The organism is Gordonia shandongensis DSM 45094 (genome assembly GCF_000423025.1).
GTDB classification, from domain to species: Bacteria; Actinomycetota; Actinomycetes; order Mycobacteriales; family Mycobacteriaceae; genus Gordonia; species Gordonia shandongensis.
In genome coordinates this window covers 56,986-83,601 of record NZ_AUHE01000010.1, presented here as the reverse complement: position 1 = coordinate 83,601, position 26,616 = coordinate 56,986, and the positions used below count along the sequence as shown (strand labels likewise).

The following is a 26,616-nucleotide window of genomic DNA, read 5'->3' as shown; positions in this document are numbered from 1 at the left end:
AGAAAGGCCGCGTCGATGACAGCCCAGCAGACGCCCAACGCCCATTACCCGAAGCTCTTCGAGCCGCTGGAGATCGGGGGCATGACCCTCGACAACCGCGTCGTGATGGGGTCGATGCACACCGGCCTCGAGGACCGCCTCTGGGACACCCCGAAGCTCGCCGCGTACTACGCCGAGCGCGCCCGCGGCGGCGTCGGCCTCATCATCACCGGCGGCTTCGCCCCGTCGCGGACCGGCCAGCTCCTGCCGTTCGCCGGCAAGATGACCAACCGCGCCGACGTCCTGCGGCATCGGGAGTTCACCAAGGCCGTCCACGCCGAAGGCGGCAAGATCGCCCTGCAGATCATCCACGCCGGACGCTACGGCTACACGCCGCTCAAGGTCGCCGCGGGCAGCGAGCCGTCGCCGATCCACCCCTTCAAGCACCTGAAGATGACCGAACAGATCATCCGGCACGTGATCCGGTCGTTCGGCAGCGCCGCGAAACTCGCTCGCGCCGCGGGATACGACGCCGTGGAGCTCATGGGCGGCGAGGGCTACCTCATCAACCAGTTCCTGTGCCCGCACACCAACGACCGGACCGATCAGTGGGGCGGCAGCACCGACAATCGTCAGCGATTCCTGTTGGAGATCGTCAAGGACGTACGCAACAAGGTGCCTCGCGACTACCCGGTCATTCTGCGGCAGAGCGTCGCGGACTTCGTGAAGAACGGCCAGACGTTCGACGAGATCGCCCTGCTGGCCCAGCGGTGCGAGGAACTCGGCGTCGATGCGATCAACACCGACATCGGCTGGCATGAGGCGCAGGTCCCGACCATCGTGACGTCGGTCCCGCGCGGCGCGTTCGTGAAGTTCACCGAACGGCTGCGCGACGTCGTCGACATCCCGCTCATCGCGTCCAACCGGATCAACACCCCCGAGTTCGCCGAGGAGATCCTCGGGCGGGGGCGGGTCGACGCCGTGTCGATGGCGCGGCCGCTGCTCGCCGACCCCGATTTCGTCAACAAGGCCCGCGACGGCCGGTCGGACGAGATCAACACGTGCATCGGCTGCAATCAGGCCTGCCTGGATCACGCATTCGTCGGCAAGAAGGTCTCGTGCCTGCTCAACCCGCGTGCGGGCCGCGAGACCGTGCTCACCCTGGGAGCCACGCGGACCGCGAAGCGCGTCGCGGTCGTCGGCGCCGGTCCCGCCGGACTCTCGGCGGCCGTCTCGGCCGCCCAGCGTGGACACCGGGTCGACCTGTTCGAGTCCGGCGACACGATCGGCGGCCAGTTCTCCATCGCCGCCCGCATCCCGGGCAAGGAGGAGTTCAACGAGACCATCCGGTACTACACCCGCCAACTCGAGATCAACCATGTCTCGGTGCGTCTCGGCACCCGGGCGAGCGCCCAGGACCTCATCGACGGCGGCTACGACCAGGTGGTCATCGCGACCGGGGTGGTCCCCCGCGTCCCCGACATCGACGGCATCGATCATCCGATGGTGATGTCGTACGCCGATGCGGTCCTCGGGCACCGGGAGATCGGCAAGCGGGTCGCCGTGATCGGCGCCGGCGGCATCGGTTTCGACGTCACCGAGTTCTTGACCGTCGACGAGTCGCCCACCCTCAATCTGAAGGAGTGGGAGCAGGAGTGGGGCGTCACCGACGACCTGGACACGCCCGGCTTCCTCACCAAGCCCCGTCCGCTGCCCGCGACGCGTGAGGTGTACCTCGTGCAACGCAAGACCGGCCGGCAGGGCAAGTCGTTGGGGAAGACCACCGGGTGGGTCCACCGCGCGACCGTCAAGATGAAGGGCGTCGAGCAGATCTCCGGGGCCACCTACGACAAGATCGACGACGCGGGTCTGCACATCACCCTCCACGACAAGGAGGGCGCCGCGGTCGGCACACGCACCCTGGAGGTCGACAACGTGGTCGTCTGCGCCGGCCAGGAGTCGGTCCGCGACCTCGTGGATCCGCTCACCGAGGCCGGTGTGGTGACCCATGTGATCGGCGGCGCCGATCTGGCGTCGGAACTCGACGCCAAGCGCGCCATCCGGCAGGGCACGGAGGTCGCCGCGGGCCTCCCGTGACCGCGGCGACCGTAGGATGACCGACATGGCTGTCCCGCATCCCTCGTCCACGTTCCGCGCCGTCGTCACGGGTGCGTCGTCCGGCATCGGCATGGAGTTGGCCCGCGTCCTGGCCCGCCGCGGCCACTCGGTGATCCTGGTGGCCCGGCGCGGCGACGTGCTCGAGGGGCTCGCCGACGAGCTGCGGGGCGACTTCTCGGTGGAAGTGGAGGTCCGTGCGATGGATCTGTCGGATCCGTCGGCGGTCGCGACGTTGTGCGACGAACTCGCGGAGCGCGAGATCTCCGTCCTCGCCAACAACGCCGGGGTCGCGACCTTCGGGCCGATCGCCGAACTCGACGCCGCCGGTGAGCGCGCGCAGTTGCGGCTCAACGCGAATGCCGTCCACGATTTGACGCTGGCGGTCCTCCCGCAGATGGTCGCTCGCGGTTCGGGCGGCATCCTGATGGTCGGCTCGGCCGCCGGGAACATGCCGATCCCGAACAATGCGACATATGCGGCGTCGAAGGCGTTCGTCAACACGTTCAGCGAATCGCTGCGCGGTGAGCTGAAGGGCACCGGCGTCCACGTGACGCTGCTCGCCCCCGGCCCCGTGCGGACCGGCGTCCCGTCGGCCGACGACGCGTCGACCGTCGACGACCTGGTCCCGGACTTCCTCTGGCACGATTCGTCGCGGGTGGCCGAGATGAGTCTGGACGCGCTGGCGCGGAACAAGATGCGGGTCGTGCCGGGAACGCTGTCGAAGGCGATGTCGGTGGCCGGCGGGTACTCCCCTCGCGCCGTGGTCGCGCCGATCGTCGGACGGTTCTACGGGAAGCTCGGCGACGGCGCCTGACGCCGGCCGCACCGATCCGCCGCCGCACGCGGGGGTCGGGCCGATTACAGTTGACCGCGTGCAGGACAAACTCGTGTGGATCGACTGTGAGATGACCGGCCTCGACGTGGGCTCCGACAAACTCATCGAGATCGCGGCGCTCGTCACCGACAGCGACCTCAACATTCTCGGGGAGGGCGTCGATCTGGTGATCCACGCCGACGACGAGGCGCTGGCGAACATGCCCGACGTGGTCACCAAGATGCACGCCGACTCGGGTCTCACCGACGAGGTGCGGGCGTCGACGGTGACCCTCGCCGACGCGGAGAAGGCGGTGCTCGACTATCTGCGTGAGCACATCACGTCGCCCGGCGCCGTCCCGCTGGCGGGCAACTCGATCGCGACCGATCGCGGCTTCATCGCTCGCGACATGGCGGAGCTCAACGCCTTCCTCCACTATCGGATGATCGACGTCAGCTCCATCAAGGAGCTGTGTCGCCGCTGGTACCCGCCGATCTACTACGGCCAGCCGCCGAAGGGGTTGGCACACCGTGCGCTCGCGGACATCCGCGAGTCGATCCGCGAGCTCCGCTACTACCGTGAGGCGGCGTTCGTGCCGGCCCCCGGCCCCGACGCCGACCGACTCACGACGATCGTCGAGAACCTCGGCCCCGCCTGAGAACACGCTGGTCGGATACCGATTGGAGTTTCCCGTCGATGTCCGGCTAGAGTGGGGTCCTGGCTCGGACGAGGTCGGATGAGAATCCGGCCGCGAGCCGATGGTGAGTGTAGTTCAGTTGGTAGAGCACCAGGTTGTGATCCTGGCTGTCGCGGGTTCGAGTCCCGTCACTCACCCCCCGAGAAGTGCCCGGCCCGCCACGGCGGACCGGGCACTTCTGCATTCACCGCGTGCATTCACCGCACCGATCGCATCCCTCCCCACGCGCCGGGTAACCTCGTCAGACGATGACAGGCTCCACCCCGACCGCATCCGATCTCGTCTGGTACGCCAGCTACGGATCGAACCTCTCGACGGACAGGCTGCTGTGCTACCTGCGCGGCGGTCGCCCCGAGGGGGCGGCCCGCACCTACTCCGGTTCCCGAGACGGTGCTCCCCCGCGCGCGTCGGTCCCGTTGACGCTTCCCGGCCGCATCTACTTCGCCGGCCGATCCACGGCGTGGGGCGGGGGCATGGCGTTCTACGATCCCCTCGCCCCGGGCCCGACACCGTCGCGCGCGCATCTGGTGACCATCGAGCAGTTCGCCGACATCGCCGCGCAGGAGCGGGACGAGGAGCCCCGTCCCGACGGTCCCGTCGAGGACGCACTCCGCGACCCCGGTCTGCTCGCCGCGGACGGCGCAGACCACCTCTGCGGCGACGGCCTGTACGCACGGCTGCTGCGCGTGGCGACCATCGACGGACTGCCGGTCCTGACGTTCACCGCGACGCACGCGATCGACGACGTCCCGCACGTCGCGCCCACCGAACCGTATCTCGCGATGATCTCGCGCGGGTTGGCCGAATCGCACGGCTGGTCGACCGACGAGGCGCGCGGATACCTCGACACGCGCGTCGGCCACCGCGACGACGGGTGCTCAGTCACTCCACACGCCGGACGCGCCGCGCCGATGTGACCCGATCAGATTCGTGTCGACGATGCCAACGGCCTCCATCAGCGCGAACATCGTCGTCGGGCCGACGAAGGTGAAGCCCGCCCCACGCAGGGCCTTCGCGAGAGCCGCCGACTCCGGCGACGACGTCGGCACCTCGGCGGCCGTCCGCGGCGTCGGCGTCCGGTCCGGCCGGAACGACCACACCAACTCCGCCAACCCCACCGACTCCCGCAGCGCCACCGTGGCACGAGCGTTCGTCACGGTCGCGACGATCTTCGCCCGATTGCGGACGATGCCCGCATCGCCCATCAGTCGCGCGACATCGTCCTCTGCGAACGCGGCGACCCGATCCGGGTCGAACCCGACGAACGCGTCGCGGAACGCGGGACGCTTGCGCAGGATCGTCGCCCACGAGAGTCCCGACTGGAACGCCTCGAGGCTGATCCGTTCGAAGAGTCCCTGCTCGTCACGGACGGGCATCCCCCACTCGGTGTCGTAATAGTCGCGCAGCAGCGGGTCGACGGCCGCCCACGCCGGCCGGGCCCTCCCGTCATCGCCGATCACCAGATCCGTCATCTGTGCACCCTCCTCATCGGTTCGCCACGCCCGTCGCCTCCAGCGCCAACAGCATCACCTTGGCCTCCTCACCGCCCGCATAGCGACCGGGGCTGCCGTCGGCGCGCGTCACCCGGTGACACGGCACCACCAGCGGCAGCGGATTGGTGGCACACGCCGTACCGACGGCCCGCACCGCTCCCGGGTTGCCGACCGCCTGCGCCACCTCTCGATACGAGCGCGTCCGCCCGTAGCCGATCGTCGTCAGACTCCGCTGAACGTCCAGCCGGAAACCGGTCGACAGCGCGAAGTCGAGCGGCACGTCGAACCCCGTGCGCCGACCGGCGAAGAACTCGTCGATCTCGCGGGCGGCCGCATCCAGTCGTCCGGGCGCCTCCAAGACGCGCGGACCGAGGGCGTCGGCGAGCCGGTCGAGCGTCGCATCGAACCCCTGACGTTCGAACGCGACCCGAACCAGCCCCCGGTCGGTCGCGGCCAACAGCACCCGCCCGACCGGTGTGTCGATCGTCCGGTAGGCGACCTCCAGCAGACCCGCCGCCTCCGCCCGCACCGCCAGACGCGCACGCAGCTCGCCGACATCGTCACGAATGGTCATCGCCGTCCCTCCTCGTCGAGATCGTGCCCGTACTCGGCTCGCAGCCGACGAATGCCGTCCGCCGCCGCGCGCCGCACCGACGCCGCACTGCCGCCGATCAACTCCGCCGTCTCCACATGCGTCAAACGCCCCAGATAGTGGTAGGCGATCGCCAACCGCTGCCGCTCGGGCAGTCGCGCCACCGCATCCCACACCTCCGCGTCGTCGCGAGCGGGGATCCCCCGGTCCGAGGGCCGGTCCGGCAGCGCGGCGACCGGCACCGCGCGGCGCCCACGAGCACGGGTCACATCGATGGCTTTGCGATGAGCCACGCGGACGAGCCAGGCCTCCACATTGGTGGTCGGAGGCAGCTCCGGCCACGCCCGCAGTGCCGCGAGGAACGTCTCCGACCAGGCGTCCTCGGCATCGGCGCCGCCGCCGAGGACGGCACGACACACCTTCAGCACCGTGACGCCGTGCGCGGTCACGGCCCGCTCGAACGGCTCGATCATCGTCAGAACAGCCGAGTCACAGCGGTCTCCGCCGGTTCCTCCAACTCCAGAAGCCGACGCTTCCGGTCGAGACCTCCGGCGTATCCGGTCAACGACCCGTCGGCACCGACCACGCGGTGGCACGGAATGAGGACGCTGACCGGATTGCGGCCGACGCACTGGCCCACCCGCTGCGCCAGCCGCGGGTTCCCCAGCCGCCGTGCCAACGCGCCGTAGGTCGTCGTGGCACCGTACGGAATCCCCCGCAGCAGGGCCCACACGCGCTCGGAGAAGTCGTCACCGTCGGTGACGACCTCCACATCGAAGTCCCGACGCCGACCGGCGAGATATTCGGTGAGCTCCCGTGCCGTCTGCGCGAACACCGCGTCATCGGCGGGGACCGCGACCCCGAACTCCGCTGCGGCCGGCAGGTGCCAGTGGCCGGGGAAGTACAACCCCGTCAACGCCGGCCCGTCCGCGACCATCGTCAGGTCGCCGAGCCCGGTCGGCACCGTCGCATGACGTCTGGTCATCGAACACCTCCCACTCAGGTCTTCTCGTGCCGGTGGAACCGGCTCGGTCTGCCCGCTCACCGTGAAGACGCCGACCGACCACGGAGTGTGAGGTCGGGCTCGTCGGGCACCCGCGTACAGTATTCACGCCCGCCCCTCGACGAACGAGAGCGCCATGACAGCCGCCGGAGTCGGTACCGCGAACGGACCATCCGAGATCTACACGACCGCGCACGCGAGTCGTTTCGAACTCGACCCGCGGCCCGCCGATGTCCTCGCCGTCGGATCACAGCTGGCGTACGGATCGGTGGGGCTCAACGCCGCGCTGCCGGTCTACGCGGACGCGGGACTGCGGTGCGCCGCCGTCCCCTCGATCGTCCTGAGCAATCTGCCGCACTACCGGTCGGTGCAGTCCATCGACGTCGCCCCCGAATGGATCACGCGGACGCTGCGCGACCTCGATGCGACGGGAGCGCTGCGCAGGCTCCGCGCCGTGGCCGTCGGCTACCTGGCCTCCGGCGCGCAGGCCCACGCGATCGCCGACTGGTACCGCGGACTCGACCCGGCCACCCGACCGCCACTGATCCTCGACCCGACGTTCGGGGACGCCGACGTCGGCTTCTACACGGACCCCCGCGTGGCTCCCGCCCTGCGCGCGGCCCTGCTTCCACTGGCATCGATCGTCACACCGAACACCTTCGAGCTCACCCATCTCACCGCGGCCCCCGACGGCACCGTCGATCCGCTCCCGACGTTCTCGTCGGCGCCGGCGGCCGTCACCGGCCGGGCCCGCGAACTGCTGCGCGGCCCGGACATGACGATCGTGGTGACCGGGCTCGACTCGACCGACAGCGCCTCGACGGACAGCGACACGACGGACAGCGACACGACGGACAGCGACACGACGGACAGCGACACGACCGGGACCGACGACACCGGACGGGACCGGCCGCTGATCGGCAATGCGATCGTGACCGCCGACGACATCCGGACGATCGTCGGCGACGAGATCGCCACCTCCGCCAAGGGGCTCGGCGACACGTTCGCCGCCGCATTGACCGCCGCCCTGCTCACCGGCCATGCGACGGCCGACGCCGTCGAGTACGCCGCCGACCGCGTCCGCTCGGCCATCGGCCGGGGCGTGCCGTCCGAAATCCCCCGGACCGCGACGTGACGGCCTAGTGTCGAGAGGTGTGAGCGGCCCGCGCAGTCCTGACACCTCGATCCGTCCCGGCGCCACCGGTGGTACCGACCAGGTGACGCTTCGGGTCCTCGTGTACGCCACCGATCCGGGGATCCGGCGGCAGGTCCTGTCGGCCCTCGGCGACCGCCTCGACCCCGATCTGCCGCGACTCGAGTATCTCGAAGTCGCCACCGCGGCCACCGTGCTCTCCCACCTCGAGGACGGCGGCATCGACCTCGCGATCCTCGACGGCGAAGCCGCTCCCGTCGGCGGCATGGGCCTGGCGAAGCAGATCCGCGACGAGTTCGCCCCCTGCCCGCCGCTGCTGATCCTCATCGCGCGCGCCGACGATCGCTGGCTCGCGGACTGGTCGCGCGCCGACGCCACCGCCGCCCGTCCGGTCGACCCCCTGCAGCTTCCGCAGACCGTCGTCGACCTGCTCCGGTAGATCACGGACGGCCCGGCCGGGCTGACGTGCGATTTCAGCGAGATGGCCCACCCCGCACGGCTTTACGTGAGTAAGGTGTGCAGTGAGTCACACACCTGGGGTGATGTGAGAACCGTCTCGACCGCGTGCGCGAAGTGGAGGTGGACCATGAACGCCTACGGGCCGATCCTGATCCTGGGAGCCATCGCCCTGGCCTTCGCCGTGTTCTCCGTCGCCGTCGCGTCGCTCGTCGGCCCCCGCCGCCACAACCGGGCGAAGCTCGAAGCCTACGAATGCGGAATCGAACCGCTGCCCGCATCGGCGGGCATGGTCCAGCGATTCCCCGTGAAGTACTACCTCACCGCGATGCTGTTCATCATCTTCGACATCGAGATCGTCTTCCTCTACCCGTGGGCGGTGGCCGCCGACGCGCTCGGCTGGTTCGGTCTCGCCGCCGTCGGACTGTTCGTCGTCAACGTCTCGGTGGCCTACGCCTACGAATGGCGACGCGGAGGCCTGCGGTGGGACTGACGCCCGGGATGGACCCGAACCGACCGTCCGGCGTCACCGACACCCCACCCACCGACTGAACACGACGAGAGCACGAAGGAGGCTGGCACATGGGTCTCGAAGAACAGCTGCCGGGGGGATTCCTGCTGAGCACGGTCGAGAACCTCGCCGGCTACATGCGCAAGGGGTCGCTGTGGCCCGCGACCTTCGGCCTCGCATGCTGCGCGATCGAGATGATGGCGACCACCGCCAGCCGCTACGACCTCGCGCGGTTCGGGATGGAGGCGTTCCGGGCGTCACCGCGCCAGGCCGACCTGATGATCGTCGCCGGACGGGTCAGCCAGAAGATGGCACCGGTCCTGCGCCAGATCTACGACCAGATGGCCGAACCGAAGTGGGTCCTCGCGATGGGCGTCTGCGCATCGTCCGGCGGCATGTTCAACAACTACGCGGTGGTTCAGGGCGTCGACCACGTGGTGCCGGTCGACATCTACCTCCCGGGCTGTCCGCCCCGCCCCGAGATGCTGCTCAACGCCCTGCTGGCCTTGCACGAGCAGATTCAGCAGATGCCGTTGGGCGTCCACCGGGAGGACGCCGTCCGAGCGGCCGAACAGGCGGCACTGGCCTCCCCGGCCACCATCGAGCTCAAGGGGCTGCTCCGGTGAGCGGCGATCTGACCCCGGCCGACCGGCACGCCGAAGACGTCATCGGGGAACGCCGCGGACTGTTCGGGGTCTCCGGCACCGGCGACACCTCGGGCTACGGGCGGATGGTCGCCCCGATCGCGTTCCCCGGCGAGGGTTCCCGACCCTACGGCGGATACTTCGACGACGTCGCCGACGACCTCGCCGCAGGTCTGCGCCGACGCGGAGTCGACTACGCCGACGCCGTGGAGAAGGTGGTGATCGAGCGCGGCGACATGACGGTGCACGTGGCGCGCGACCATCTCGCCGACGTGGCGTCCACCCTCCGCGACGAGCCGTCGCTGCGATTCGAGCTGTGTCTCGGCGTGAGCGGCGTCCACTACCCCGACCAGACCGGCCGCGAACTGCACGCCGTGTACCCGCTGCGATCGATCACCCACAACCGTCGCATCCGGCTGGAGGTCGCGGTCCCCGACGCCGACCCCCACATCACGACGCTCACGCCCGTCTACCCGACCAACGACTGGCATGAACGCGAGACCTACGACTTCTTCGGGATCGTCTTCGACGGTCATCCGTCGCTGACCCGCATCGAGATGCCGGACGACTGGGAGGGCCATCCGCAGCGGAAGGACTATCCGCTCGGCGGTGTGCCCGTCCAGTACAAGGGCGCCAACATCGCGCCTCCCGACCGGCGCAGGAGGTACAGCTGATGCCCGCCCCGAGCACGTTCACCGTCGCCGGACGCGACTGGCAGGACGTCGTCGACGCCGTCCGCGAACGCACGTCGACCTCGGCGTCCGACGAACGGATCGTCGTCAACATGGGTCCCCAGCACCCGTCCACCCACGGCGTGCTCCGGCTGATCCTCGAGATCGAGGGCGAGACGGTCACCGAGGCCCGCTGCGGTATCGGCTACCTGCACACCGGGATCGAGAAGAACCTCGAGTACCGCACGTGGACGCAGGGCGTCACCTTCGTGACCCGCATGGACTACCTGTCGCCGTTCTTCAACGAGACCGCCTACTGCCTGGCGGTGGAGAAGCTGCTGGGCATCACCGACGACATCCCGGCGCGGGCGAGCGTGGTCCGCGTGCTGCTCATGGAGCTCAACCGGGTCGCGTCCCATCTCATCGCACTGGCCACCGGTGGCATGGAGCTCGGCGCGGTGACGCCGATGTTCCTCGGATTCACCGCCCGCGAGACCATCCTCGATCTGTTCGAGGACATCACCGGCCTGCGGATGAACCACGCCTTCATCCGGCCCGGCGGGTTGGCCCAGGACCTCCCCGAGGACGCGCCGGAGAAGATCCGCGCCGCACTGCGGACCCTGCCCGGCCAGATCCGCGAAGTGGAGGACCTGCTCACCGAGAACTACATCTGGAAGGCCCGCACCCGCGGCATCGGCTTCCTCGACCTGACCGGGTGCATGGCCCTCGGCGTGACCGGACCGGTCCTGCGGTCGACGGGCCTGCCGCACGACCTGCGCAAGACCGATCCCTACTGCGGATACGAGAACTACGACTTCGACGTGATCACCGACACCGCCTGCGACTCCTACGGCCGCTACCTCATCCGGGTCGAGGAGATGAAGCAGTCGCTGCGCATCGTCGAGCAGTGCCTCGACGCCCTGGAGCCCGGACCGGTGATGGTCGCCGACCGCAAGCTCGCGTGGCCGGCCGACCTCGCCGTCGGCCCCGACGGGCTCGGCAACTCCCCCGAGCACATCGCCGAGATCATGGGCATGTCGATGGAGTCGCTCATCCACCATTTCAAACTCGTGACCGAGGGGATGAGGGTCCCCGCCGGTCAGTGCTACGTGGCCGTCGAGTCGCCGCGCGGCGAGCTCGGCGTCCACATGGTGTCCGACGGCGGCACCCGACCGTACCGGGTGCATTTCCGCGACCCGTCGTTCACCAATCTGCAGGCGGTCGCCGCCATGTGCGAGGGGGGTCTGGTCGCCGACGTCATCACCGCGGTGGCCAGCATCGACCCGGTGATGGGAGGTGTGGACCGATGAACGAACCGGTCTTCGTGGAGTTCTCGACGACGTCGCCCGTCGACGCCTCACCGCCGAATGCGCGCTTCACCACGTCCATCCCGCATTCGCCGGTGACGTTCGACGGACCCGAGCGCTACTCCGACGACGAGGTCGCGGCGTTGTCCGCCGACGCGAAGCAGATCATCGCCCGCTATCCGCAGGCGCGGTCGGCGCTGCTGCCACTGCTGCATCTGGTCCAGAGCCACGACTCGTACCTCACTCGGGCCGGCGTCCAGTTCTGCGCAGAACACCTCGGCCTGACCCCGGCGCAGGTGGCGTCCGTCGCCACCTTCTACTCCATGTACCGGCGCGCCCCGACCGGCGACTACCTGGTCGGCGTGTGCACGAACGCGCTGTGCGCGGTGATGGGCGGCGACGCGATCCTCGCCCAGATCACCGACGAGTTGGGGCTGTCCCCCGGCGACACCACCGACGACGGCCGGGTGACCGTCGACCGCATCGAATGCAATGCGGCCTGCGACAAGGCGCCCGTGGTCATGGTGAACTGGGAGTTCTTCGACGACCAGACCCCCGAGTCGACGCGACGGCTGGTCGCCGACCTCCGCGCCGGCGTCCCGCGGTCCCCCAGCCGCGGCGCCGACTCGCTGTGCACCTTCCGCCAGGCCGGACGACTGCTGGCCGGCGTCGCCGACGATCCGGGCGCCGGGCCCGACGCGACCGACTCCGACGACGGACAGGACGCGCGATGATCGCGGTCGGACTGCCCTCGTCGACACCCGAGCCCGCGGAGATCCCCGTCCTGAGCAGGCATTGGGACGACCCGGAGTCGTGGACCCTGCCGAACTATGTGCGGCAACACGGCTACCGCGGCCTCAAGGCCGCCCTGCGGATGCCTCCCGACGAAGTCACCGATGTCGTGAAGGCGTCCGGACTCCGAGGTCGCGGGGGCGCCGGCTTCCCCGTCGGCACCAAGTGGTCGTTCATCCCCCAGGGCGACGTGCCCGGCGGCGACGACACACCCCACTACCTCGTCGTCAACGCCGACGAGTCGGAACCGGGAACGTGTAAGGACATGCCGCTGATGCTGGCCAGTCCGCACATGCTCATCGAGGGCGTCGTCATCGCGGCGTACGCGATCCGCGCGCATCGCGCATTCATCTACGTGCGCGGCGAGGTCGCGTCGGTGGTGCGGCGCCTGCGAACCGCGGTCGACGAGGCCTACGACGCCGGGCTGCTCGGCGACGACGTCCTCGGTTCCGGATTCGCGCTCGACGTCGTCGTCCACGCCGGCGCGGGCGCCTACATCTGCGGGGAGGAGACGGCGCTGCTGGACTCCCTGGAGGGCCGTCGTGGTCAACCGCGCCTGCGTCCCCCGTTTCCCGCCGTCGCCGGCCTGTACGCGAGTCCCACGGTGGTCAACAACGTCGAGTCGATCGCGAGCGTGCCCTCGATCCTGCGCAACGGTGCCGACTGGTTCCGCAGTTTCGGCACCGAGAAGTCGCCGGGTTTCACGATGTACTCGCTGTCGGGTCACATCGCCCGTCCCGGACAGTACGAGGCGCCCCTGGGTGTCACGCTGCGCGAACTCATCGACCGCGCCGGCGGCATGCGGCCCGGGCACACCCTGAAGTTCTGGACGCCGGGCGGCTCGTCGACGCCGATCTTCACCGCCGACCACCTCGACGTGCCGCTCGACTACGAGGGCGTCGGCGAAGCGGGATCGATGTTGGGCACCAAGGCGCTCCAGATCTTCGATGACACGACCTGCGTCGTGCGCACCGTGCTGCGCTGGAGTGAGTTCTACGCGCACGAGTCGTGCGGGAAGTGCACGCCGTGTCGTGAGGGGACGTACTGGATGAAGCAGATGATGCGTCGGCTCGAGGCCGGCGACGGCACCGAGGACGATCTGGTGACGCTCACCGACATCACCGACAGCGTCGTCGGCAAGTCGTTCTGCGCGCTCGGCGACGCATCCGGTGCGCCGATCACCAGTTCGCTGGCGCACTTCCGTGACGAGTACCTGGCCCACTTCCCCCACGACGGGCATCCCGGCGGATGTCCGTTCGACCCGGATGCGGCCACGGTGTTCGCCGACGTGCAGGGAGGTGCGCGATGAGCACGGCCGACGACCTGGTCACCCTGACCATCGACGACGTCGAGGTCTCGGTGCCGAAGGGCACGCTGGTGATCCGCGCCGCGGAGTCGATCGGCGTCGAGATCCCCCGATTCTGCGATCACCCGCTGCTGGCCCCCGTCGGGGCGTGCCGCCAGTGCCTCGTCGACGTGGAGGGGCAGCGCAAGCCGATGGCGTCGTGCACCATCGTCGCCACCGACGGGATGGTCGTCCGCACCCAGCACACCTCCGACTCGGCCCGGCGGGCCCAGGAGGGTGTCATGGAACTGCTGCTCATCAACCACCCCCTCGACTGCCCCACCTGCGACAAGGGCGGCGAGTGTCCGCTGCAGAATCAGGCGATGTCGGCGGGCCGACCGGTGTCCCGGTACGCCGGGGAGAAACGGACGTTCACCAAGCCGGTCCCGCTGTCCAGCGCGGTGCTCCTCGACCGCGAACGCTGCGTGCTGTGCGCCCGCTGCACCCGGTTCTCCACCGAGATCGCCGGCGATCCCCTCATCGAGCTGGCCGAACGCGGCGCCCTGCAGCAGGTCAGCGCCTACGCCGACGAGCCCTTCGAGTCGTACTTCTCGGGGAACACGGTCCAGATCTGTCCGGTCGGAGCCCTCACCGGCACCGCGTATCGGTTCCGGGCTCGGCCCTTCGACCTCGTCTCCTCGCCCAGCGTCTGCGAGCACTGCTCGGCCGGCTGCGCACAACGGACCGACCACCGCAGGGGCACCGTCCTGCGGCGCCTCGCCGGCGACGATCCCGAGGTCAACGAGGAGTGGAACTGCGATAAGGGCCGCTGGGCGTTCACCTATGCGACCCGGCCCGACCGTCTGAGGTCCCCGCTGGTCCGCGGTGACGACGGCGCCCTCCACGAAGCGCCGTGGTCATACGCGCTCGCCACCGCCGCCCGCGGGCTCTCCGCCGCGAAGGGACGGGTCGGCGTCGTGTCGGGGGGCCGCGTCACCGTGGAGGACGCCTACGCGTACGGGAAGTTCGCGCGGGTCGCGTTGGCGACCAACGACGTCGACTTCCGGGTGCGTGCCCACTCCGCCGAGGAGTCCGACTTCCTGGCCGCACACGTGGCGGGCACGGGCATCGGCCCCACCTACGGCGAGGTGGAGCGGGCACCGGTCGTCGTGCTCGCCGGACTCGAACCCGAGGAGGAGTGCCCGATCCTGTTCCTGCGGCTCCGGAAGGCCGCGCGGACCCGAGGGCAGCGCGTCCTGTCCCTGGCGCCGTGGGCGGGACCGACACTCACCAAGACCGGTGGAACGCTGGTGCGGTGCGTCCCCGGCGACGAAGCCGCCGTGCTCCGCGATCCCCGCCTCGCCGAGGCGTTGGCCGAGCCGGGGGCGATCCTGCTGACCGGCGAACGGCTCGCCGCCGCCCCGGGAGCGCTGTCGGCGGCGGCCGCCGTCGCCGCCGACACCGGTGCCCGGCTGGGCTGGGTCCCCCGACGTGCCGGTGAGCGCGGGGCCCTCGACGTGGGGGCCGCTCCCCACCTCCTGCCCGCCGGTCGGCCCCTGTCGTCGGAGACCGCCCGCCGCGACATCGCCGCGGTGTGGGGGACGCTGCCGTCCGCCGATCCGGGACGGGACACCGCCGCGATCCTCGCGGCGCTCACGGCCGGGGAGCTGACCGCCCTGGTGACCGGCGGCGTCGAGATCGACGATCTCCCCGACCCCGACGCCGCCGACGCCGCGTTGGCGGCCGCCGGCTTCATCGTGAGCCTCGAACAGCGCAGTACCGCGATCACGGCGGTCGCCGACGTCGTCCTCCCGGTCGCCGCGGTCGCCGAGAAGCCGGGGACGTTCGTCGACTGGGAGGGTCGGCCGCGCTCGTTCGACACGGCGCTCGACCCCGCCGAGGGCGACGCGTCGGTCCCCCTCGCCGACCATCGCGTCCTGCATGCCCTCGCCGCACACATGGGCGCCGACCTGGGCTGCGATACTCCGGCGACGATCCATGCGGAGTTCGCGGAGATCGGCGCGTGGCGCGGCGAGCGGCATCCGATGGGCGACGCCCCGACCGCCGGCCGACCGGAACCCGACCGCGGTGAGGCCGTGTTGGCCACCTGGCGGATGTTGCTGGACTTCGGCCGCCTCCAGGACGGCGAGCCGCACCTGGCGGCGACGGCGCGGACCCCGGTCGCCCGGCTGGCCCGCGAGACGGCCGCGGAGATCGGAGTCGACGACGGCGAGACCGTCACTGTGTCGACCGCACACGGTGCCATCACCCTCCCGTTGACCGTCACCGAGATGCCGCCCCGGGTGGTGTGGGTGCCGATGAACTCGCCGGGATCGCGGGTCAACCCGATGCTGAGGGCCGGGGCGGGCGAGATCGTGTCCATCGCCCGCTCGCCGCGCGGCCGACCGATCACCGACGACGGCGGAGGCCCGCGATGACGGCCGCCGCCGGCCCGTTCCCGGCCCTGAGCGACTTCGGTCTCGACCCGTGGTGGTTGTCGCTCGCCAAGGCGGTCGCGATCTTCGGGTTCCTCGTCGTGACCGTGCTCGTGGCGATCCTCGGCGAACGGAAGATCATGGCGCGGATGCAGTACCGGATCGGCCCCAACCGGGTCGGCTGGCACGGCGCGCTGCAGAGCCTCGCCGACGGCGTCAAGCTCGCCCTCAAGGAGGGGATCACACCGTTCGGTGTCGACAAGGTCCTGTATCTGCTGGCACCGATCATCGCGGTGGTTCCCGCGATCATGGCGTTCGCGGTGATTCCGCTGGGACCCGAGGTGTCGGTGTTCGGCCACCGCACCCCGCTGCAACTGACCGACCTGCCCGTCGGCGTCCTGTACATCCTGGCGATGGCGTCCATCGGCGTCTACGGCATCGTCCTGGCCGGCTGGTCGTCGGGATCGACGTATCCGCTGCTGGGCGGGCTGCGGTCGACCGCCCAGGTGATCTCCTACGAAATTGCCATGGGCCTGACGTTCGCGGCGGTGTTCCTCCTGTCGACGACCATGTCGACCGCCGAGACCGTCGCCGCACAACGCGACCACTGGTACATACTGCTGCTCCTGCCGTCGTTCGTGATCTATGCGATCTCCATGGTCGGCGAGACCAACCGGGCACCGTTCGACCTCCCCGAAGCCGAGGGCGAACTCGTCGGCGGCTTCCACACGGAGTACTCGTCGCTCAAGTTCGCGATGTTCATGCTCGCCGAATACATCAACATGGCCACCGTGTCGGCGCTGGCCACCACCCTGTTCCTCGGCGGCTGGCAGGCACCGTGGCCGCTCAGCCTGTGGGACGGCGCGAATTCCGGATGGTGGCCGCTGCTGTGGTTCACCGCGAAGATGTGGGCCTTCCTGTTCGTCTTCTTCTGGCTGCGCACCACGCTGCCCCGGCTGCGTTACGACCAGTTCATGGGTTTGGGCTGGAAGGTCCTCATCCCGTTCGCCCTCGGGTGGGCGATGGTCGTCGCGGCGATCCGCGAGGCCACCCGATCGCTGCCCGCGTGGGCGGCGGGTCTGACGCTCGCCGCGGCAGGCGTGGCGGTGACCGCGGCGCTCGTCGTCGCCATCGGCCGGGTGATCGGCAGCCATCCGACCGCCACCGATCCGTCCGCGGCGCCCCCACCCGACGACGGCGCGCCGTTCGACCCGATGGCCGGCGGCTTCCCGGTCCCGCCCCTGCCCGGCCAGGTGCTTCCCCGGGATCCGTCCCGCACCGAGCCGGCGCGCATCGCCCCGGCGGGCGGTGATCCGGCGGGCGGGTCGGGCGGGCCGGGCGGCCGACACCGCCCCGACAGACAGTTCCACCCCGGCAGAGAAGGAGGCGGGTAGCAATGCCTGACGATTCCCGACCCGAGAACCCGCGGTCGCTGATCCCGGAGCCGCTCGCGGGATTCGGCGTCACGTTCTCCACGATGTTCCGCCGCCCCGTGACCGAGGGGTATCCGGAGCGCAGGGAACCGCCGTCTCGCCGCTACCACGGCAGGCACCAGCTCAACCGATACGAGGACGGACTCGAGAAGTGCATCGGCTGCGAGCTGTGCGCCTGGGCGTGCCCCGCCGACGCGATCTACGTCGAGGGCGACGACAACACCGACGAGGAGCGGTACTCGCCCGGCGAACGCTACGGCCGGGTGTACCAGATCAACTATCTGCGGTGCATCGGATGCGGCCTGTGCATCGAGGCGTGCCCGACGCGTGCGCTCACGATGACCGACGACTACGAGATGACCGGTCCGAGTCGGTCCGGGATGATCCTGGAGAAGCAGGACCTGCTGGCCCCGATGGAGCCGGGAATGACGCCGCCGCCGCACGACATGGCGGCCGGCTCGCGTCCCGAGGACTACTACCGCGGCGACGTCGGCCCCGACGGGTTGCGCACCGGAACGGCACGTGAGCGATGACGACGCTCCTGGCTGACGAACTGATCCGCACCTCGACGACCGAGACCGTCACGTTCTGGGTGCTCGGAGCCATCGTGATCGTCGGGGCGCTCGGTGTGGTCCTTAGTCCGCGCGCCGTCTACTCGGCGGTGTTCTTGGCGACCACCATGATCGTCCTCGCCGTCTTCTACGTGATGCAGGGCGCCCTGTTCCTCGGCGTGGTGCAGGTGGTCGTCTACACCGGCGCGGTGATGATGCTGTTCCTGTTCGTCCTCATGCTGATCGGCGTCGACTCGTCGGAGTCGTTGCACGAGACGATCCGCGGGCAACGGTGGATCGCCGCCGGTCTCGGCGTCGGATTCGCGATCCTGCTCATCGCCGCGCTCGGCACCGCATCGCTGGCGGCCTTCGCCGGCGCCCCCGACCACAGCGCCGGGGTCGCCGGCGGCGGCAACAGCAACATCCGCGCTCTGGCCGAGGTGATCTTCGGACGCTACCTGTGGGCGTTCGAGTTGACCGGCGCCCTGCTGATCGCGGCCACCCTCGGGGCGATGGTTCTCGCCCACCGCCAGCGGTACGGTCCGCGACGCGGCCAACGCGAACTGTCCATCGAACGGTTCGCCCGCGGCGGTCACGTGACACCGCTGCCGACGCCGGGCGTCTACGCCCGCCACAACGCCGTCGACCTGCCGGCGCGCGAGCCGGACGGGTCGCCGTCGGCACTGTCGGTGAACGCGATGATCACGGCCCGCGAACTCGAATCGGGGTACGACCCGTCCCACGAGGTGGAGGACGGCCGATGAACCCCGCCAACTATCTCTTCCTAGCCGCGGCCCTGTTCGCGATCGGAGCCGCGGGCGTCCTGCTGCGACGCAACGCGATCGTCGTCTTCATGTGCGTCGAGTTGATGCTCAACGCCGCGAACCTGTCGTTCGTCACGTTCGCGCGCATGCACGGCAGCTTCGACGGGCAGGTCGTCGCCTTCTTCACGATGGTCGTGGCGGCGGCCGAGGTGGTCGTCGGACTGGCCATCATCATGACGATCTTCCGCACCCGACGATCCGCCTCCGTCGACGACGCCAACCTGCTCAGGAGGTGACCCGGTGAGCAGCGAACTGACCAGCGCCCTCCTGTGGCTCGTCCCCGGCCTCCCCGCGTTCGGCGCCCTCCTCCTCCTGGTGGTCGGCCACCGCGCCGATCGGTGGGCCGCCCACCTCGCGACCGCGCTGGTGTCGGCGTCGGCCCTCATCGGCGTCGTCATGTGCGCCGGAATGGTGAGCCGCGACGAATCGGCGCGCACGGTGTTCAGCGGGCGGTACCGCTGGATCGACGTGGGCGGCCTCCACGTCGACGCCGCACTGCGCCTCGATCAGCTGTCGATGTGCTTCGTCCTGCTGATCACCGTCGTCGGATCCGCGATTCACGTGTACTCGATCGGCTACATGTCGACCGACCCTGGCCGTCGCCGGTTCTTCGCATACCTGAACCTCTTCGTCGCCGCCATGCTGATCCTGGTGCTCTCCGACGGTTTCCTCGGTCTCTACCTGGGCTGGGAGGGGGTCGGCGTCGCCTCCTACCTCCTCATCGGATTCTGGCAGCATCGCCCCGCCGCCGCGACGGCCGCGAAGAAGGCGTTCGTGATGAACCGCGTGGGCGATGTCGGCATGGTCATCGCACTGGCCGTCATGGTCGCCACCTTCGGTTCGGTCGACTTCGGCCCGGTGTTCGGTGCCGCCGACGAGGCGAGCGAAGCCGCGCTCACCGGGATCTGCTTCATGCTCCTGCTCGGTGCGTGCGCCAAATCGGCGCAGGTCCCCCTGCAGGCATGGCTCGGCGACGCGATGGAGGGTCCGACGCCGGTCTCGGCGCTCATTCACGCCGCCACCATGGTGACCGCGGGCGTCTACCTCATCACGCGGTCGGCACCGCTGTTCGACCTGGCCCCGCACGCGCAGACCGGGGTGGTCGTCGTCGGCGCGGTGACCCTGCTGTTCGGCGCGATCATCGGGTGCGCCAAGGACGACATCAAGAAGGCGCTCGCCGCGTCGACGATGAGCCAGATCGGCTACATGGTGCTGGCCGCCGGTCTCGGACCGGCCGGCTACGCCGTGGCGATCATGCACCTGCTCACCCACGGGTTCTTCAAGGCCGGACTGTTCCTCGGCTCGGGATCCGTGATGCACGCGCTGAACGACGAGACCGACATGCGGCGCATGGGCGGCCTGCGCGCCGTCATGCCGATCACCTTCGTGACCTTCGGCCTCGGCTATCTGGCGATCATCGGCATCCCGCCGCTGGCCGGGTTCTACTCGAAGGACCACATCATCGAGGCCGCGCTCGGGACGGGCGGCGCCCGCGGCTGGCTGTTGGCGGGCGCCGCCGTCCTGGGGGCCGGGATCACCGCGTTCTACATGACGCGGGTCATGGTGATGACCTTCCTCGGCGATCGCCGCTGGGAGCCCGACCGGAGACCCCACGAGTCCCCGCCGTCGATGACCTGGCCGATGATCGCGCTGGCGGTGGGCTCCGTCTTCTCCGGAGCACTGCTGTCGGTCGGCGGCCGCCTCACCGGGTTCCTCTCGCCGGTCGTCGGGACCGCGCCGGATCACGATGCTCCCCTGCCGTCCTGGGCGGTGACGGTGATCGTGCTCGCGGTGGTGCTCCTCGGCGTCGCCGTCGCCTGGGACTCCTACGGTCGCCGTGCGGTTCCCGAGACGGCTCCCACCGACGTCTCGGGTCTCACCCTCGCCGCCCGTGCCGACCTCTACGGCGATGCGGTCAACGAACGTCTGCTCGCCGCGCCGGGCCTCGCCGCGACGACCGTCGTCGCCCGCCTCGAGGACCGCGGGATCGGCCGCATCCCGGCGACCGTCGGCGCGTCGGTGGGCGCTCTGTCGGGGTGGAGCCGGCGCGCCCAGAACGGTTTCGTCCGTTCGTACGCCCTGTCGATCCTCGCGGGCACCGTGGTGGTGGCCGCCCTGACCCTGGTGGTGAGTGCGCTGTGACCGTCCCCTGGCTCACCCTGCTGTGGTTGATCCCGGCCGTCGCGTCGGCGACGGTGCTGTTGGCTCCCGTCGCGCGGGCCGCCGCCGTCGCACGGATCGGTCTGGGAGCAGCGCTGTTCACCGCGCTGTGGGCGGTCGTGTTGATCACCCGCTTCGACAGCGGCGGCGGCCGCTTCCAACTCACCGAGGACGTCAGCTGGATCCCCGCGTTCGGCGTCCGCTATTCGCTGGCGCTCGACGGCGTCGGGCTGGCCTTGATCCTCCTCACCGCCGTCCTGACACCGATCCTGCTCCTGGCCGGGTGGCACGACCCGCGGGGACCGCGCGGGCGGGAGGAGTCCGAAGCCCCCGTGGCGTCCGACGCGGCCGCCACGCTACGGCGGACCCGCTACTACGTCGCCCTGATGCTCGCGGTGGAGGCGATGGTCCTCATGAGCTTCGTGGCGACCGACGTCCTGCTGTTCTACATCGTCTTCGAGGCGATGCTGGTCCCGATGTACTTCCTCATCGGCGGATTCGGGCGGGCACCGGATCGGGAGCGGTCCCGCGCCGCCGTGACGTTCCTGCTCTACAACCTGCTCGGCGGCCTCGTGATGCTGGCCGCCGTCATCGGCGTCTACGTGGTCGGTGCGCGGTCCGGCCTCGGCGAGGACGGTCGAGGCACCTTCGACCTCCCGACGCTCGCCCACGCCGCATCGACCGGCGGCCTCGACGCCTCACCGACCGTCCTGAACCTCCTGTTCTGCGGCTTCCTGTTCGCCTTCGCGGTCAAGGCCCCGCTGTGGCCGCTGCACAGTTGGCTGCCCGACGCCGCCGTCGGGACCACGCCCGCGGCCGCCGTGATGATGATGGCCGTCATGGACAAGGTCGGCACCTTCGCGATGCTGCGCTTCTGCATCGGCCTGTTCCCCGACGCGTCGGCGACCTTTGCTCCGGTGGTCTCGGCGTTGGCCGTGGTGAGCATCGTGTACGGCGCCGTGTGTGCGATCGGTCAGAGCGATCTCATGCGTCTGATCGCGTACACGTCGATCTCCCACTTCGGGTTCATCGTGCTCGGCGTCTTCGCCCTCACCAGTCAGGGCCAGTCGGGTTCGGCCCTCTACATGGTGAACCACGGACTCTCCACGGCCGCGCTGTTCCTCATCGCGGGCTTCCTGGTGAGCCAACGCGGTTCCGCCGTGATCGCCGACTACGGCGGGGTGCAGAAGGCGGCGCCCGTCTTGGCCGGAACGTTTCTCGTCGCCGGGCTCGCGACCCTGTCACTCCCCGGTCTGGCTCCGTTCATCAGTGAGTTCCTCGTCATCGTCGGCACCTTCACCCGGTACCCGGTCGCGGCGATCATCGGATCCACGGCGCTGGTCCTCTCGGCGCTGTACATCCTGTGGACCTATCAGCGGATGATGGGCGGGCCCGAGCGTAGGCCCGCCACGGTCGACGCCGACCCGCCCCCGGAGATCCGTGACCTGACCGTGCGGCAGAAGGTGGTCGTCGCGCCCCTCATCGTCGCGCTGTTGGCGCTCGGATTCTTCCCTCGGCTCGTCCTGGACTACATCGATCCGGCGGTCGCCGCGGGCATCGAGCAGTCCGGTCACGCCGATCCGTCACCGACGGTCTCGGCGCCCGCCGTCGATCAGGAGGAGTACCGATGACGCTGGCTTTCGCGGCACCCGACATCGATTACGCGCGCCTGTCGCCGATGCTCATCGTCCTGGGGGCGGCCGTCATCGCCGTCCTGGTGGAGGCGTTCGCGCCGGCCGCCCACCGTTACCGCATTCAGCTCTCCCTCGCTCTGACCGGTCTGACGGCGGCGCTGATCGCCCTCGGAGTCCTGGCCGGGACGTACACGTCGGACGGTGCGACGACCACGATGTCCGGCGCGGTGGTGGTCGACGGGCCGGCCGTCTTCACGCAGGGGGTGATCGTGCTGGTCTCCATCGGGGCGGTCGCCGTGATGGGCGAACGTCGCCTGGACCGGGTGTGGGCGCCGGTGGAAGTGCAGACCGCGGCCGGTGAGCGGATCAGCGCCGGCGGCGGCGGTCCGGTCGATGACGCCGACCTGCCCGCCGATGCCTTCGCACCGTCGGGGGCGACGGTCCCCGGCTCGCCCGACGAGTTGATCGCCGGCCGTGCGGGCGCGATCACCACCGAGGTGTATCCGCTCGGTCTGCTCGCGGTCGGCGGCATGGTGCTCTTCGGCGCGTCGGGCGATCTGCTGACGATGTTCATCGCCCTCGAAGTCCTGTCGCTGCCGCTGTACCTGCTCTGCGGTCTGGCCCGTCGACGGCGCCTGCTCTCCCAGGAGGCGTCGCTCAAGTACTTTCTGCTCGGAGCGTTCGCGTCCGCGTTCTTCCTGTTCGGCTCCTCGTTCGCCTACGGCGCCACCGGGTCGCTCGACCTGACGAGCATCGGGGCGGATCTCGCCGGCGACGGCGACCGAACGCTCGCGCTGCTGGCCCTCGCCCTGATCGTCGTCGGCCTGCTGTTCAAAGTGGGTGCCGTACCGTTCGGGTCTTGGGTTCCCGACGTGTATCAGGGCGCTCCGACGCCGGTGACCGCGTTGATGGCCTCGGCGACCAAGGTCGCCGCGTTCGGTGCGCTTCTGCGGGTGCTGCATGTCGGCTTCCCGGCGTTGGAGGACACGTGGCGTCCCGCGCTGTGGACCGTCGCGATCGCGACGATGGTCGTCGCGACCCTCATGGCGGTGACGCAGACGGACATCAAACGGATGCTGGCCTATTCGTCGGTGAGCCACGTCGGTTTCGCTCTCGTCGGCGCCATCACCCTCACCGCGGAGGGCGTCGGGATGACCCTGTTCTATGTGGCCGCGTATGCGGCGTCCGCGTTCGGCGCCTTCGCACTGCTGTCCGTGGTGCGCGACGCCGCCGGCCGGGAGGCCACCGATCTCGCGGCGTGGGCGGGGTTGGGGCGACGGCGGCCGCTGGTGGGCGCCATGATGTCGCTCCTGTTGCTCTCGTTCGCCGGCATCCCGCTCACCGGCGGATTCGTCGCCAAGTTCGCGGTCTTCAGTGCGGCGGGAGGCGACGGCGCGTGGGCGCTGGTCGTCGTCGGCGTCCTCGCGAGCGCCGTCGCCGCCTACTTCTACATCCGGGTGATCGTCGCGATGTTCTTCGCCGATCCCCCGCACGACGCCCCGGTGATCGTGACGCCGAGCGCGTTGACATCGGTGCCGATCGCGCTGTCGGCGGCGGTCACGCTGGCGCTCGGGCTGTTCCCGCAGCCGCTCCTCGACCTCGCAGAGGGGGCGGCGTCGTTCCTCACCTGAGATCTAGCGGTGAAATACCGTGCGCGGCTCGTCGGTCGCCGCCACCGCGATCCGGGCTCGCAGGTCGTCGGATGCCACCTCGCCGAGATCGTCGAGGTGCCGCCACTGCACCTCGGTGAACTCGCCGTCTGCGGGGTAGATCTCGCCGTCGACCCATCGGCACCGGAACGTGAGGTCGAGGTAGTCCACCTGGTCGCCGTTCACATGCGTGCTGCGGGGCAGTTGCCGGACTCGCGCGAGGCGTTCCACCTCGATGTCGATCCCGGCCTCCTCGGCCGCCTCCCGGCGCGCGGCGACGGCGGGCTCCTCACCGGGATCGACGATGCCGGTGACCGGGGTGAGGTCACCGGTGTCGGCACGTCGTCCCAGGAGGACCAGATCGTCGCGGAGGATCACGGCAGTGACACCGATCAGCACCAGCGGGGCATGCCCGATGTGCTTGCGGAGACGCAAGACGTAGTCGGGGGTCGCCATCACTTCTCGCCTTCGGGTGCGGCGTCGACGTCGGTTGCGGCGGCCACCGCGTCGATCCGGTGCGCCAGGTCGACGTCGAGGTCGGTCAGACCGCCGGCACTGTGGGTCGTCACGGCCAGTTCGACGCGCGGATAGGTCAGGGTGACGTCGGGATGGTGGTTCATCTGCTCGGCTTCGGCGACGACTCGCGTCACGAAGTCCAGGCCGCGGACCATGTCGCCGGTGGTGAAGGTCGCCCGCAGAGCGTCGTCGACGACACTCCACCGCGGTGACGTCCGGGCTGCCGCCTCGTCCGAGGTCAGGGTTTGCGGTTGTTTCTCAGGCATCGGATGCTCCCGCCGTCGAGATGGTCCCCGTCGATGCGGCTCACTGCCGCGGGGTCCCCTCCAGCGTGCCTCATCCGCCGGTGATCGGGGCCACGTCGACGCAGGGAACGGGTCGGCGGTGGGCGGGGTCGAGGGCATTGCGCACCATCGCGGCGCTTCTCCGGTTCGAGGTGATCGACATGTGGTCGGAGTGATCGCGTCGGCACCCGTCCTGCACGACGATGTTCGTCACCGACGTCCCCGGCGGCCCGTCGAGCAGGCCGACGCTGTACGGGGTCACGATCTCATCGTCGCGCGTCACGATGTTGGTGTACCGCACACCGGGTAGGTAGGGCGTGGGCCGGCGGACGGCCGCGTTGAAGTCGGCGTCTCGCGGCGGCTCGACACATTCGGGGCAGGCCGGCCGGGTCGGCGCGGGAACGCCGAGGCGGCGGCGGAACTCCGCGATCGCCTCGCCGCGCGCATCGTCCTCGTCGGGCCCCTGCCGCCAGAACGGGGCCAGGGAGACGTAGTGCGCCACGTGTCCGCGGCCACCGAGGTACTTCATCCAGTAGGTGGGGATCTCCGTGCCGAGGGAGTGGCCGACCACGTCGACGCGGTCCGAACCGGTCGCCCGCATCACCGTGTCCATGAACTCCTTGATCTCCCAGGCGCTGTCGATCTTGGGGCCCATGCCGCCGATCGCCGACGCCGGCCAGCCCGGCAGAACGGTGCCGTAGGTGGGCGCGAAGACGCAGTATCCCTCGTTCACCAGGACGGCCGCGAGCGTGGCCCAATTGGTCTGCCGACCCCCACCGCTGCCGTGGACCAGGACCACGGGCCGCGGATGCTGCGGAGTCGGGCGGCACCGGAAGTCGTTGGTCCCCGGCAGCGACCCGCCCGGGTTCGACAGTTCGGCGCGGATTCCGGCGAGGAAGTTGTAGTCCACCGGGACGCGCTGCGGGGCGGCGTCGGCCGCTCCCGCCGACCCGAGACCCGCGACGAGCGCAGCGACGATGACGAGAATGCCCGCCGTCCTCGTCGCCTTCATCACAGGTCCTGCCGTCATGGGGTCACCGCTGCTCGTACTCGCTGCGCAGCACGCTCATCCGGGTGGCGTCGTGGTAGGTGCCATCGACGAAGAACTCTTCGCGCAGCACACCTTCGACGACGAAGCCCACCGTCTCGTAGACGTGGATGGCCGCCGCGTTCACGGTGTCGACCAGGAGGTACACCTTGTGCAGGTTGAGGGTGTCGAACGCATACCGCAGGGCCAGTTCGGTGGCTGCCCGGGCGTAACCGCGGCCTTGTTCCTGCGGCGCCACGATGATCTGGAACTCGCAGTTCCGGTGCACGGTGTCGATGTAGACCAACTCCATGAGTCCGACGCTGCGGCCGTCGACGTCGATGACGAACCGGCGCGCGGTGTCGGTGCGCAGCCGCTCGTCGAACGTCGACTCGAGCGTCGCGAGCGCCACGTGCGGTTGTTCGAACCAGTACCGCATCACGTCGGCGTCGTTGAACAGGCGGTGGAGGAAGCCGAGGTCCGTGCGTTCCAGCACCCGCAGCCGGGGTGCCGCTGTCTGCGTCATACATCGAGATTACAAGCCGGTGGGCGCCGGGCGAGCGAGTGGGAGAATCGACCGGACACGTG

28 protein-coding genes and 1 tRNA gene are annotated in these 26,616 nt (G+C 69.9%); 21 read left to right on the top strand and 8 right to left on the bottom strand.

All coding sequences use genetic code 11. The annotated features are described in order from the left end of the window. Positions 1 to 15: 15 nt before the first annotated feature. From G528_RS0110185 to G528_RS17140, 5 genes are all read left to right on the top strand, one after another. A complete protein-coding gene (locus G528_RS0110185; RefSeq protein ID WP_026918875.1) occupies positions 16 to 2,076 on the top strand; it encodes an NADPH-dependent 2,4-dienoyl-CoA reductase in 2,061 nt (686 codons plus the stop codon). A 25-nt stretch (positions 2,077 to 2,101) separates the two neighbouring features. Further along, a complete protein-coding gene (cmrA, locus tag G528_RS0110180; protein ID WP_026918874.1) occupies positions 2,102 to 2,911 on the top strand; it encodes a mycolate reductase in 810 nt (269 codons plus the stop codon). Positions 2,912 to 2,969: 58 nt separating this feature from the next. Next, a complete protein-coding gene (gene orn / locus G528_RS0110175; protein ID WP_026918873.1) occupies positions 2,970 to 3,569 on the top strand; it encodes an oligoribonuclease in 600 nt (199 codons plus the stop codon). Between the two features lie 103 nt (positions 3,570 to 3,672). Beyond that, positions 3,673 to 3,745: transfer RNA gene (locus tag G528_RS0110170), tRNA-His, on the top strand. Between the two features lie 111 nt (positions 3,746 to 3,856). Continuing rightward, complete coding sequence (locus G528_RS17140; RefSeq protein WP_211220623.1) at positions 3,857 to 4,525, top strand: histone deacetylase; 669 nt, start codon at positions 3,857 to 3,859, stop codon at positions 4,523 to 4,525. Here the strand turns inward: G528_RS17140 and G528_RS0110160 are convergent. From G528_RS0110160 to G528_RS0110145, 4 genes are read right to left on the bottom strand one after another with little or no spacing between them, the layout of a single operon-like run. Beyond that, positions 4,487 to 5,080, bottom strand: a complete 594-nt coding sequence (locus G528_RS0110160; protein ID WP_026918872.1) for a DNA-3-methyladenine glycosylase I — start codon at positions 5,078 to 5,080, stop codon at positions 4,487 to 4,489. The two genes, G528_RS17140 and G528_RS0110160, sit on opposite strands and share 39 nt — an antisense overlap. Before the next feature lie 13 nt (positions 5,081 to 5,093). Further along, a complete protein-coding gene (locus G528_RS0110155; protein ID WP_026918871.1) occupies positions 5,094 to 5,675 on the bottom strand; it encodes a methylated-DNA--[protein]-cysteine S-methyltransferase in 582 nt (193 codons plus the stop codon). Next, on the bottom strand, positions 5,672 to 6,166 hold the full coding sequence (locus G528_RS0110150; protein ID WP_035719662.1) for an RNA polymerase sigma factor: 495 nt from the start codon (positions 6,164 to 6,166) through the stop codon (positions 5,672 to 5,674). The genes G528_RS0110155 and G528_RS0110150 overlap by 4 nt, the downstream gene beginning before the upstream one ends. A gap of 2 nt (positions 6,167 to 6,168) precedes the next feature. Further along, on the bottom strand, positions 6,169 to 6,678 hold the full coding sequence (locus G528_RS0110145) for a methylated-DNA--[protein]-cysteine S-methyltransferase (RefSeq protein ID WP_026918869.1): 510 nt from the start codon (positions 6,676 to 6,678) through the stop codon (positions 6,169 to 6,171). Between the two features lie 154 nt (positions 6,679 to 6,832). Here G528_RS0110145 and G528_RS17135 point away from each other — a divergent pair, with 154 nt between their 5' ends. From G528_RS17135 to nuoN, 16 genes are all read left to right on the top strand, one after another. Continuing rightward, a complete protein-coding gene (locus G528_RS17135; protein ID WP_051198648.1) occupies positions 6,833 to 7,831 on the top strand; it encodes a bifunctional hydroxymethylpyrimidine kinase/phosphomethylpyrimidine kinase in 999 nt (332 codons plus the stop codon). A 19-nt stretch (positions 7,832 to 7,850) separates the two neighbouring features. Beyond that, the gene (locus G528_RS0110135; RefSeq protein ID WP_245569740.1) at positions 7,851 to 8,288 is read left to right on the top strand and encodes a DNA-binding transcriptional response regulator; all 438 of its coding nucleotides are present in this window, start codon (positions 7,851 to 7,853) and stop codon (positions 8,286 to 8,288) included. 147 nt (positions 8,289 to 8,435) lie between these two features. After that, positions 8,436 to 8,798, top strand: a complete 363-nt coding sequence (locus G528_RS0110130) for an NADH-quinone oxidoreductase subunit A (protein ID WP_026918867.1) — start codon at positions 8,436 to 8,438, stop codon at positions 8,796 to 8,798. Positions 8,799 to 8,887: 89 nt separating this feature from the next. Next, positions 8,888 to 9,442 carry a NuoB/complex I 20 kDa subunit family protein gene (locus tag G528_RS0110125; protein ID WP_026918866.1) on the top strand — a complete coding sequence of 185 codons (555 nt, stop codon included), beginning with the start codon at positions 8,888 to 8,890 and terminating at the stop codon, positions 9,440 to 9,442. After that, positions 9,439 to 10,134, top strand: a complete 696-nt coding sequence (locus G528_RS0110120; protein WP_051198646.1) for an NADH-quinone oxidoreductase subunit C — start codon at positions 9,439 to 9,441, stop codon at positions 10,132 to 10,134. Before G528_RS0110125 ends, G528_RS0110120 begins: the two co-directional genes overlap by 4 nt. Then, positions 10,134 to 11,441 carry an NADH dehydrogenase (quinone) subunit D gene (nuoD, locus tag G528_RS0110115; protein ID WP_026918864.1) on the top strand — a complete coding sequence of 436 codons (1,308 nt, stop codon included), beginning with the start codon at positions 10,134 to 10,136 and terminating at the stop codon, positions 11,439 to 11,441. The genes G528_RS0110120 and nuoD overlap by 1 nt, the downstream gene beginning before the upstream one ends. After that, a complete protein-coding gene (gene nuoE / locus G528_RS0110110) occupies positions 11,438 to 12,172 on the top strand; it encodes an NADH-quinone oxidoreductase subunit NuoE (RefSeq protein WP_026918863.1) in 735 nt (244 codons plus the stop codon). The genes nuoD and nuoE overlap by 4 nt, the downstream gene beginning before the upstream one ends. Beyond that, the gene (gene nuoF / locus G528_RS0110105; protein WP_051198644.1) at positions 12,169 to 13,539 is read left to right on the top strand and encodes an NADH-quinone oxidoreductase subunit NuoF; all 1,371 of its coding nucleotides are present in this window, start codon (positions 12,169 to 12,171) and stop codon (positions 13,537 to 13,539) included. The genes nuoE and nuoF overlap by 4 nt, the downstream gene beginning before the upstream one ends. Beyond that, on the top strand, positions 13,536 to 15,953 hold the full coding sequence (locus G528_RS0110100; protein WP_026918861.1) for an NADH-quinone oxidoreductase subunit G: 2,418 nt from the start codon (positions 13,536 to 13,538) through the stop codon (positions 15,951 to 15,953). Before nuoF ends, G528_RS0110100 begins: the two co-directional genes overlap by 4 nt. After that, positions 15,950 to 17,344, top strand: coding sequence for an NADH-quinone oxidoreductase subunit NuoH (nuoH, locus tag G528_RS17130; RefSeq protein WP_084638143.1), 1,395 nt, complete (start codon positions 15,950 to 15,952; stop codon positions 17,342 to 17,344). Before G528_RS0110100 ends, nuoH begins: the two co-directional genes overlap by 4 nt. 2 nt (positions 17,345 to 17,346) lie before the next feature. Further along, positions 17,347 to 17,916, top strand: a complete 570-nt coding sequence (gene nuoI / locus G528_RS0110090; protein ID WP_035719651.1) for an NADH-quinone oxidoreductase subunit NuoI — start codon at positions 17,347 to 17,349, stop codon at positions 17,914 to 17,916. After that, positions 17,913 to 18,698: an NADH-quinone oxidoreductase subunit J gene (locus G528_RS0110085; RefSeq protein WP_026918859.1), complete on the top strand. Its 786-nt coding sequence runs from the start codon at positions 17,913 to 17,915 to the stop codon at positions 18,696 to 18,698. Before nuoI ends, G528_RS0110085 begins: the two co-directional genes overlap by 4 nt. Beyond that, positions 18,695 to 18,994, top strand: a complete 300-nt coding sequence (nuoK, locus tag G528_RS0110080) for an NADH-quinone oxidoreductase subunit NuoK (RefSeq protein ID WP_026918858.1) — start codon at positions 18,695 to 18,697, stop codon at positions 18,992 to 18,994. The genes G528_RS0110085 and nuoK overlap by 4 nt, the downstream gene beginning before the upstream one ends. 4 nt (positions 18,995 to 18,998) lie before the next feature. Continuing rightward, positions 18,999 to 20,900 carry an NADH-quinone oxidoreductase subunit L gene (gene nuoL / locus G528_RS0110075; protein WP_026918857.1) on the top strand — a complete coding sequence of 634 codons (1,902 nt, stop codon included), beginning with the start codon at positions 18,999 to 19,001 and terminating at the stop codon, positions 20,898 to 20,900. Then, positions 20,897 to 22,549: an NADH-quinone oxidoreductase subunit M gene (locus G528_RS0110070; RefSeq protein WP_026918856.1), complete on the top strand. Its 1,653-nt coding sequence runs from the start codon at positions 20,897 to 20,899 to the stop codon at positions 22,547 to 22,549. The genes nuoL and G528_RS0110070 overlap by 4 nt, the downstream gene beginning before the upstream one ends. After that, positions 22,546 to 24,183: an NADH-quinone oxidoreductase subunit NuoN gene (gene nuoN / locus G528_RS0110065; RefSeq protein WP_026918855.1), complete on the top strand. Its 1,638-nt coding sequence runs from the start codon at positions 22,546 to 22,548 to the stop codon at positions 24,181 to 24,183. Before G528_RS0110070 ends, nuoN begins: the two co-directional genes overlap by 4 nt. Positions 24,184 to 24,186: 3 nt before the next feature. Here the strand turns inward: nuoN and G528_RS0110060 are convergent, their stop codons facing one another. The 4 genes from G528_RS0110060 to G528_RS0110045 all read right to left on the bottom strand — a co-directional run bounded on the left by G528_RS0110060 (position 24,187) and on the right by G528_RS0110045 (position 26,554). Beyond that, positions 24,187 to 24,657, bottom strand: a complete 471-nt coding sequence (locus tag G528_RS0110060; protein WP_026918854.1) for an NUDIX domain-containing protein — start codon at positions 24,655 to 24,657, stop codon at positions 24,187 to 24,189. Continuing rightward, entirely contained in the window at positions 24,657 to 24,983 is a 327-nt protein-coding gene (locus tag G528_RS0110055; protein ID WP_026918853.1) for a 4a-hydroxytetrahydrobiopterin dehydratase, read from the bottom strand. The genes G528_RS0110060 and G528_RS0110055 overlap by 1 nt, the downstream gene beginning before the upstream one ends. A 70-nt stretch (positions 24,984 to 25,053) precedes the next feature. Beyond that, the gene (locus tag G528_RS0110050) at positions 25,054 to 26,031 is read right to left on the bottom strand and encodes an esterase/lipase family protein (RefSeq protein ID WP_051198642.1); all 978 of its coding nucleotides are present in this window, start codon (positions 26,029 to 26,031) and stop codon (positions 25,054 to 25,056) included. Positions 26,032 to 26,035: 4 nt separating this feature from the next. Next, positions 26,036 to 26,554, bottom strand: a complete 519-nt coding sequence (locus tag G528_RS0110045; protein WP_026918851.1) for a GNAT family N-acetyltransferase — start codon at positions 26,552 to 26,554, stop codon at positions 26,036 to 26,038. Between the last annotated feature and the right edge of the window lie 62 nt (positions 26,555 to 26,616).

Excerpts from the sequence above, each read along its gene's own strand:
- G528_RS0110185 (WP_026918875.1), top strand. The coding sequence starts at position 16 with ATGACAGCCCAGCAGACGCCCAACGCCCATTACCCGAAGCTCTTCGAG.
- cmrA (WP_026918874.1), top strand. The coding sequence starts at position 2,102 with ATGGCTGTCCCGCATCCCTCGTCCACGTTCCGCGCCGTCGTCACGGGT.
- G528_RS17140 (WP_211220623.1), top strand. The coding sequence starts at position 3,857 with ATGACAGGCTCCACCCCGACCGCATCCGATCTCGTCTGGTACGCCAGC.
- G528_RS0110160 (WP_026918872.1), bottom strand. The coding sequence starts at position 5,080 with ATGACGGATCTGGTGATCGGCGATGACGGGAGGGCCCGGCCGGCGTGG.
- G528_RS0110155 (WP_026918871.1), bottom strand. The coding sequence starts at position 5,675 with ATGACCATTCGTGACGATGTCGGCGAGCTGCGTGCGCGTCTGGCGGTG.
- G528_RS0110150 (WP_035719662.1), bottom strand. The coding sequence starts at position 6,166 with ATGATCGAGCCGTTCGAGCGGGCCGTGACCGCGCACGGCGTCACGGTG.
- G528_RS0110145 (WP_026918869.1), bottom strand. The coding sequence starts at position 6,678 with ATGACCAGACGTCATGCGACGGTGCCGACCGGGCTCGGCGACCTGACG.
- G528_RS17135 (WP_051198648.1), top strand. The coding sequence starts at position 6,833 with ATGACAGCCGCCGGAGTCGGTACCGCGAACGGACCATCCGAGATCTAC.
- G528_RS0110130 (WP_026918867.1), top strand. The coding sequence starts at position 8,436 with ATGAACGCCTACGGGCCGATCCTGATCCTGGGAGCCATCGCCCTGGCC.
- G528_RS0110125 (WP_026918866.1), top strand. The coding sequence starts at position 8,888 with ATGGGTCTCGAAGAACAGCTGCCGGGGGGATTCCTGCTGAGCACGGTC.
- nuoD (WP_026918864.1), top strand. The coding sequence starts at position 10,134 with ATGCCCGCCCCGAGCACGTTCACCGTCGCCGGACGCGACTGGCAGGAC.
- nuoE (WP_026918863.1), top strand. The coding sequence starts at position 11,438 with ATGAACGAACCGGTCTTCGTGGAGTTCTCGACGACGTCGCCCGTCGAC.
- nuoF (WP_051198644.1), top strand. The coding sequence starts at position 12,169 with ATGATCGCGGTCGGACTGCCCTCGTCGACACCCGAGCCCGCGGAGATC.
- G528_RS0110100 (WP_026918861.1), top strand. The coding sequence starts at position 13,536 with ATGAGCACGGCCGACGACCTGGTCACCCTGACCATCGACGACGTCGAG.
- nuoH (WP_084638143.1), top strand. The coding sequence starts at position 15,950 with ATGACGGCCGCCGCCGGCCCGTTCCCGGCCCTGAGCGACTTCGGTCTC.
- nuoI (WP_035719651.1), top strand. The coding sequence starts at position 17,347 with ATGCCTGACGATTCCCGACCCGAGAACCCGCGGTCGCTGATCCCGGAG.
- G528_RS0110085 (WP_026918859.1), top strand. The coding sequence starts at position 17,913 with ATGACGACGCTCCTGGCTGACGAACTGATCCGCACCTCGACGACCGAG.
- nuoK (WP_026918858.1), top strand. The coding sequence starts at position 18,695 with ATGAACCCCGCCAACTATCTCTTCCTAGCCGCGGCCCTGTTCGCGATC.
- nuoN (WP_026918855.1), top strand. The coding sequence starts at position 22,546 with ATGACGCTGGCTTTCGCGGCACCCGACATCGATTACGCGCGCCTGTCG.
- G528_RS0110060 (WP_026918854.1), bottom strand. The coding sequence starts at position 24,657 with ATGGCGACCCCCGACTACGTCTTGCGTCTCCGCAAGCACATCGGGCAT.
- G528_RS0110055 (WP_026918853.1), bottom strand. The coding sequence starts at position 24,983 with ATGCCTGAGAAACAACCGCAAACCCTGACCTCGGACGAGGCGGCAGCC.
- G528_RS0110050 (WP_051198642.1), bottom strand. The coding sequence starts at position 26,031 with ATGACGGCAGGACCTGTGATGAAGGCGACGAGGACGGCGGGCATTCTC.
- G528_RS0110045 (WP_026918851.1), bottom strand. The coding sequence starts at position 26,554 with ATGACGCAGACAGCGGCACCCCGGCTGCGGGTGCTGGAACGCACGGAC.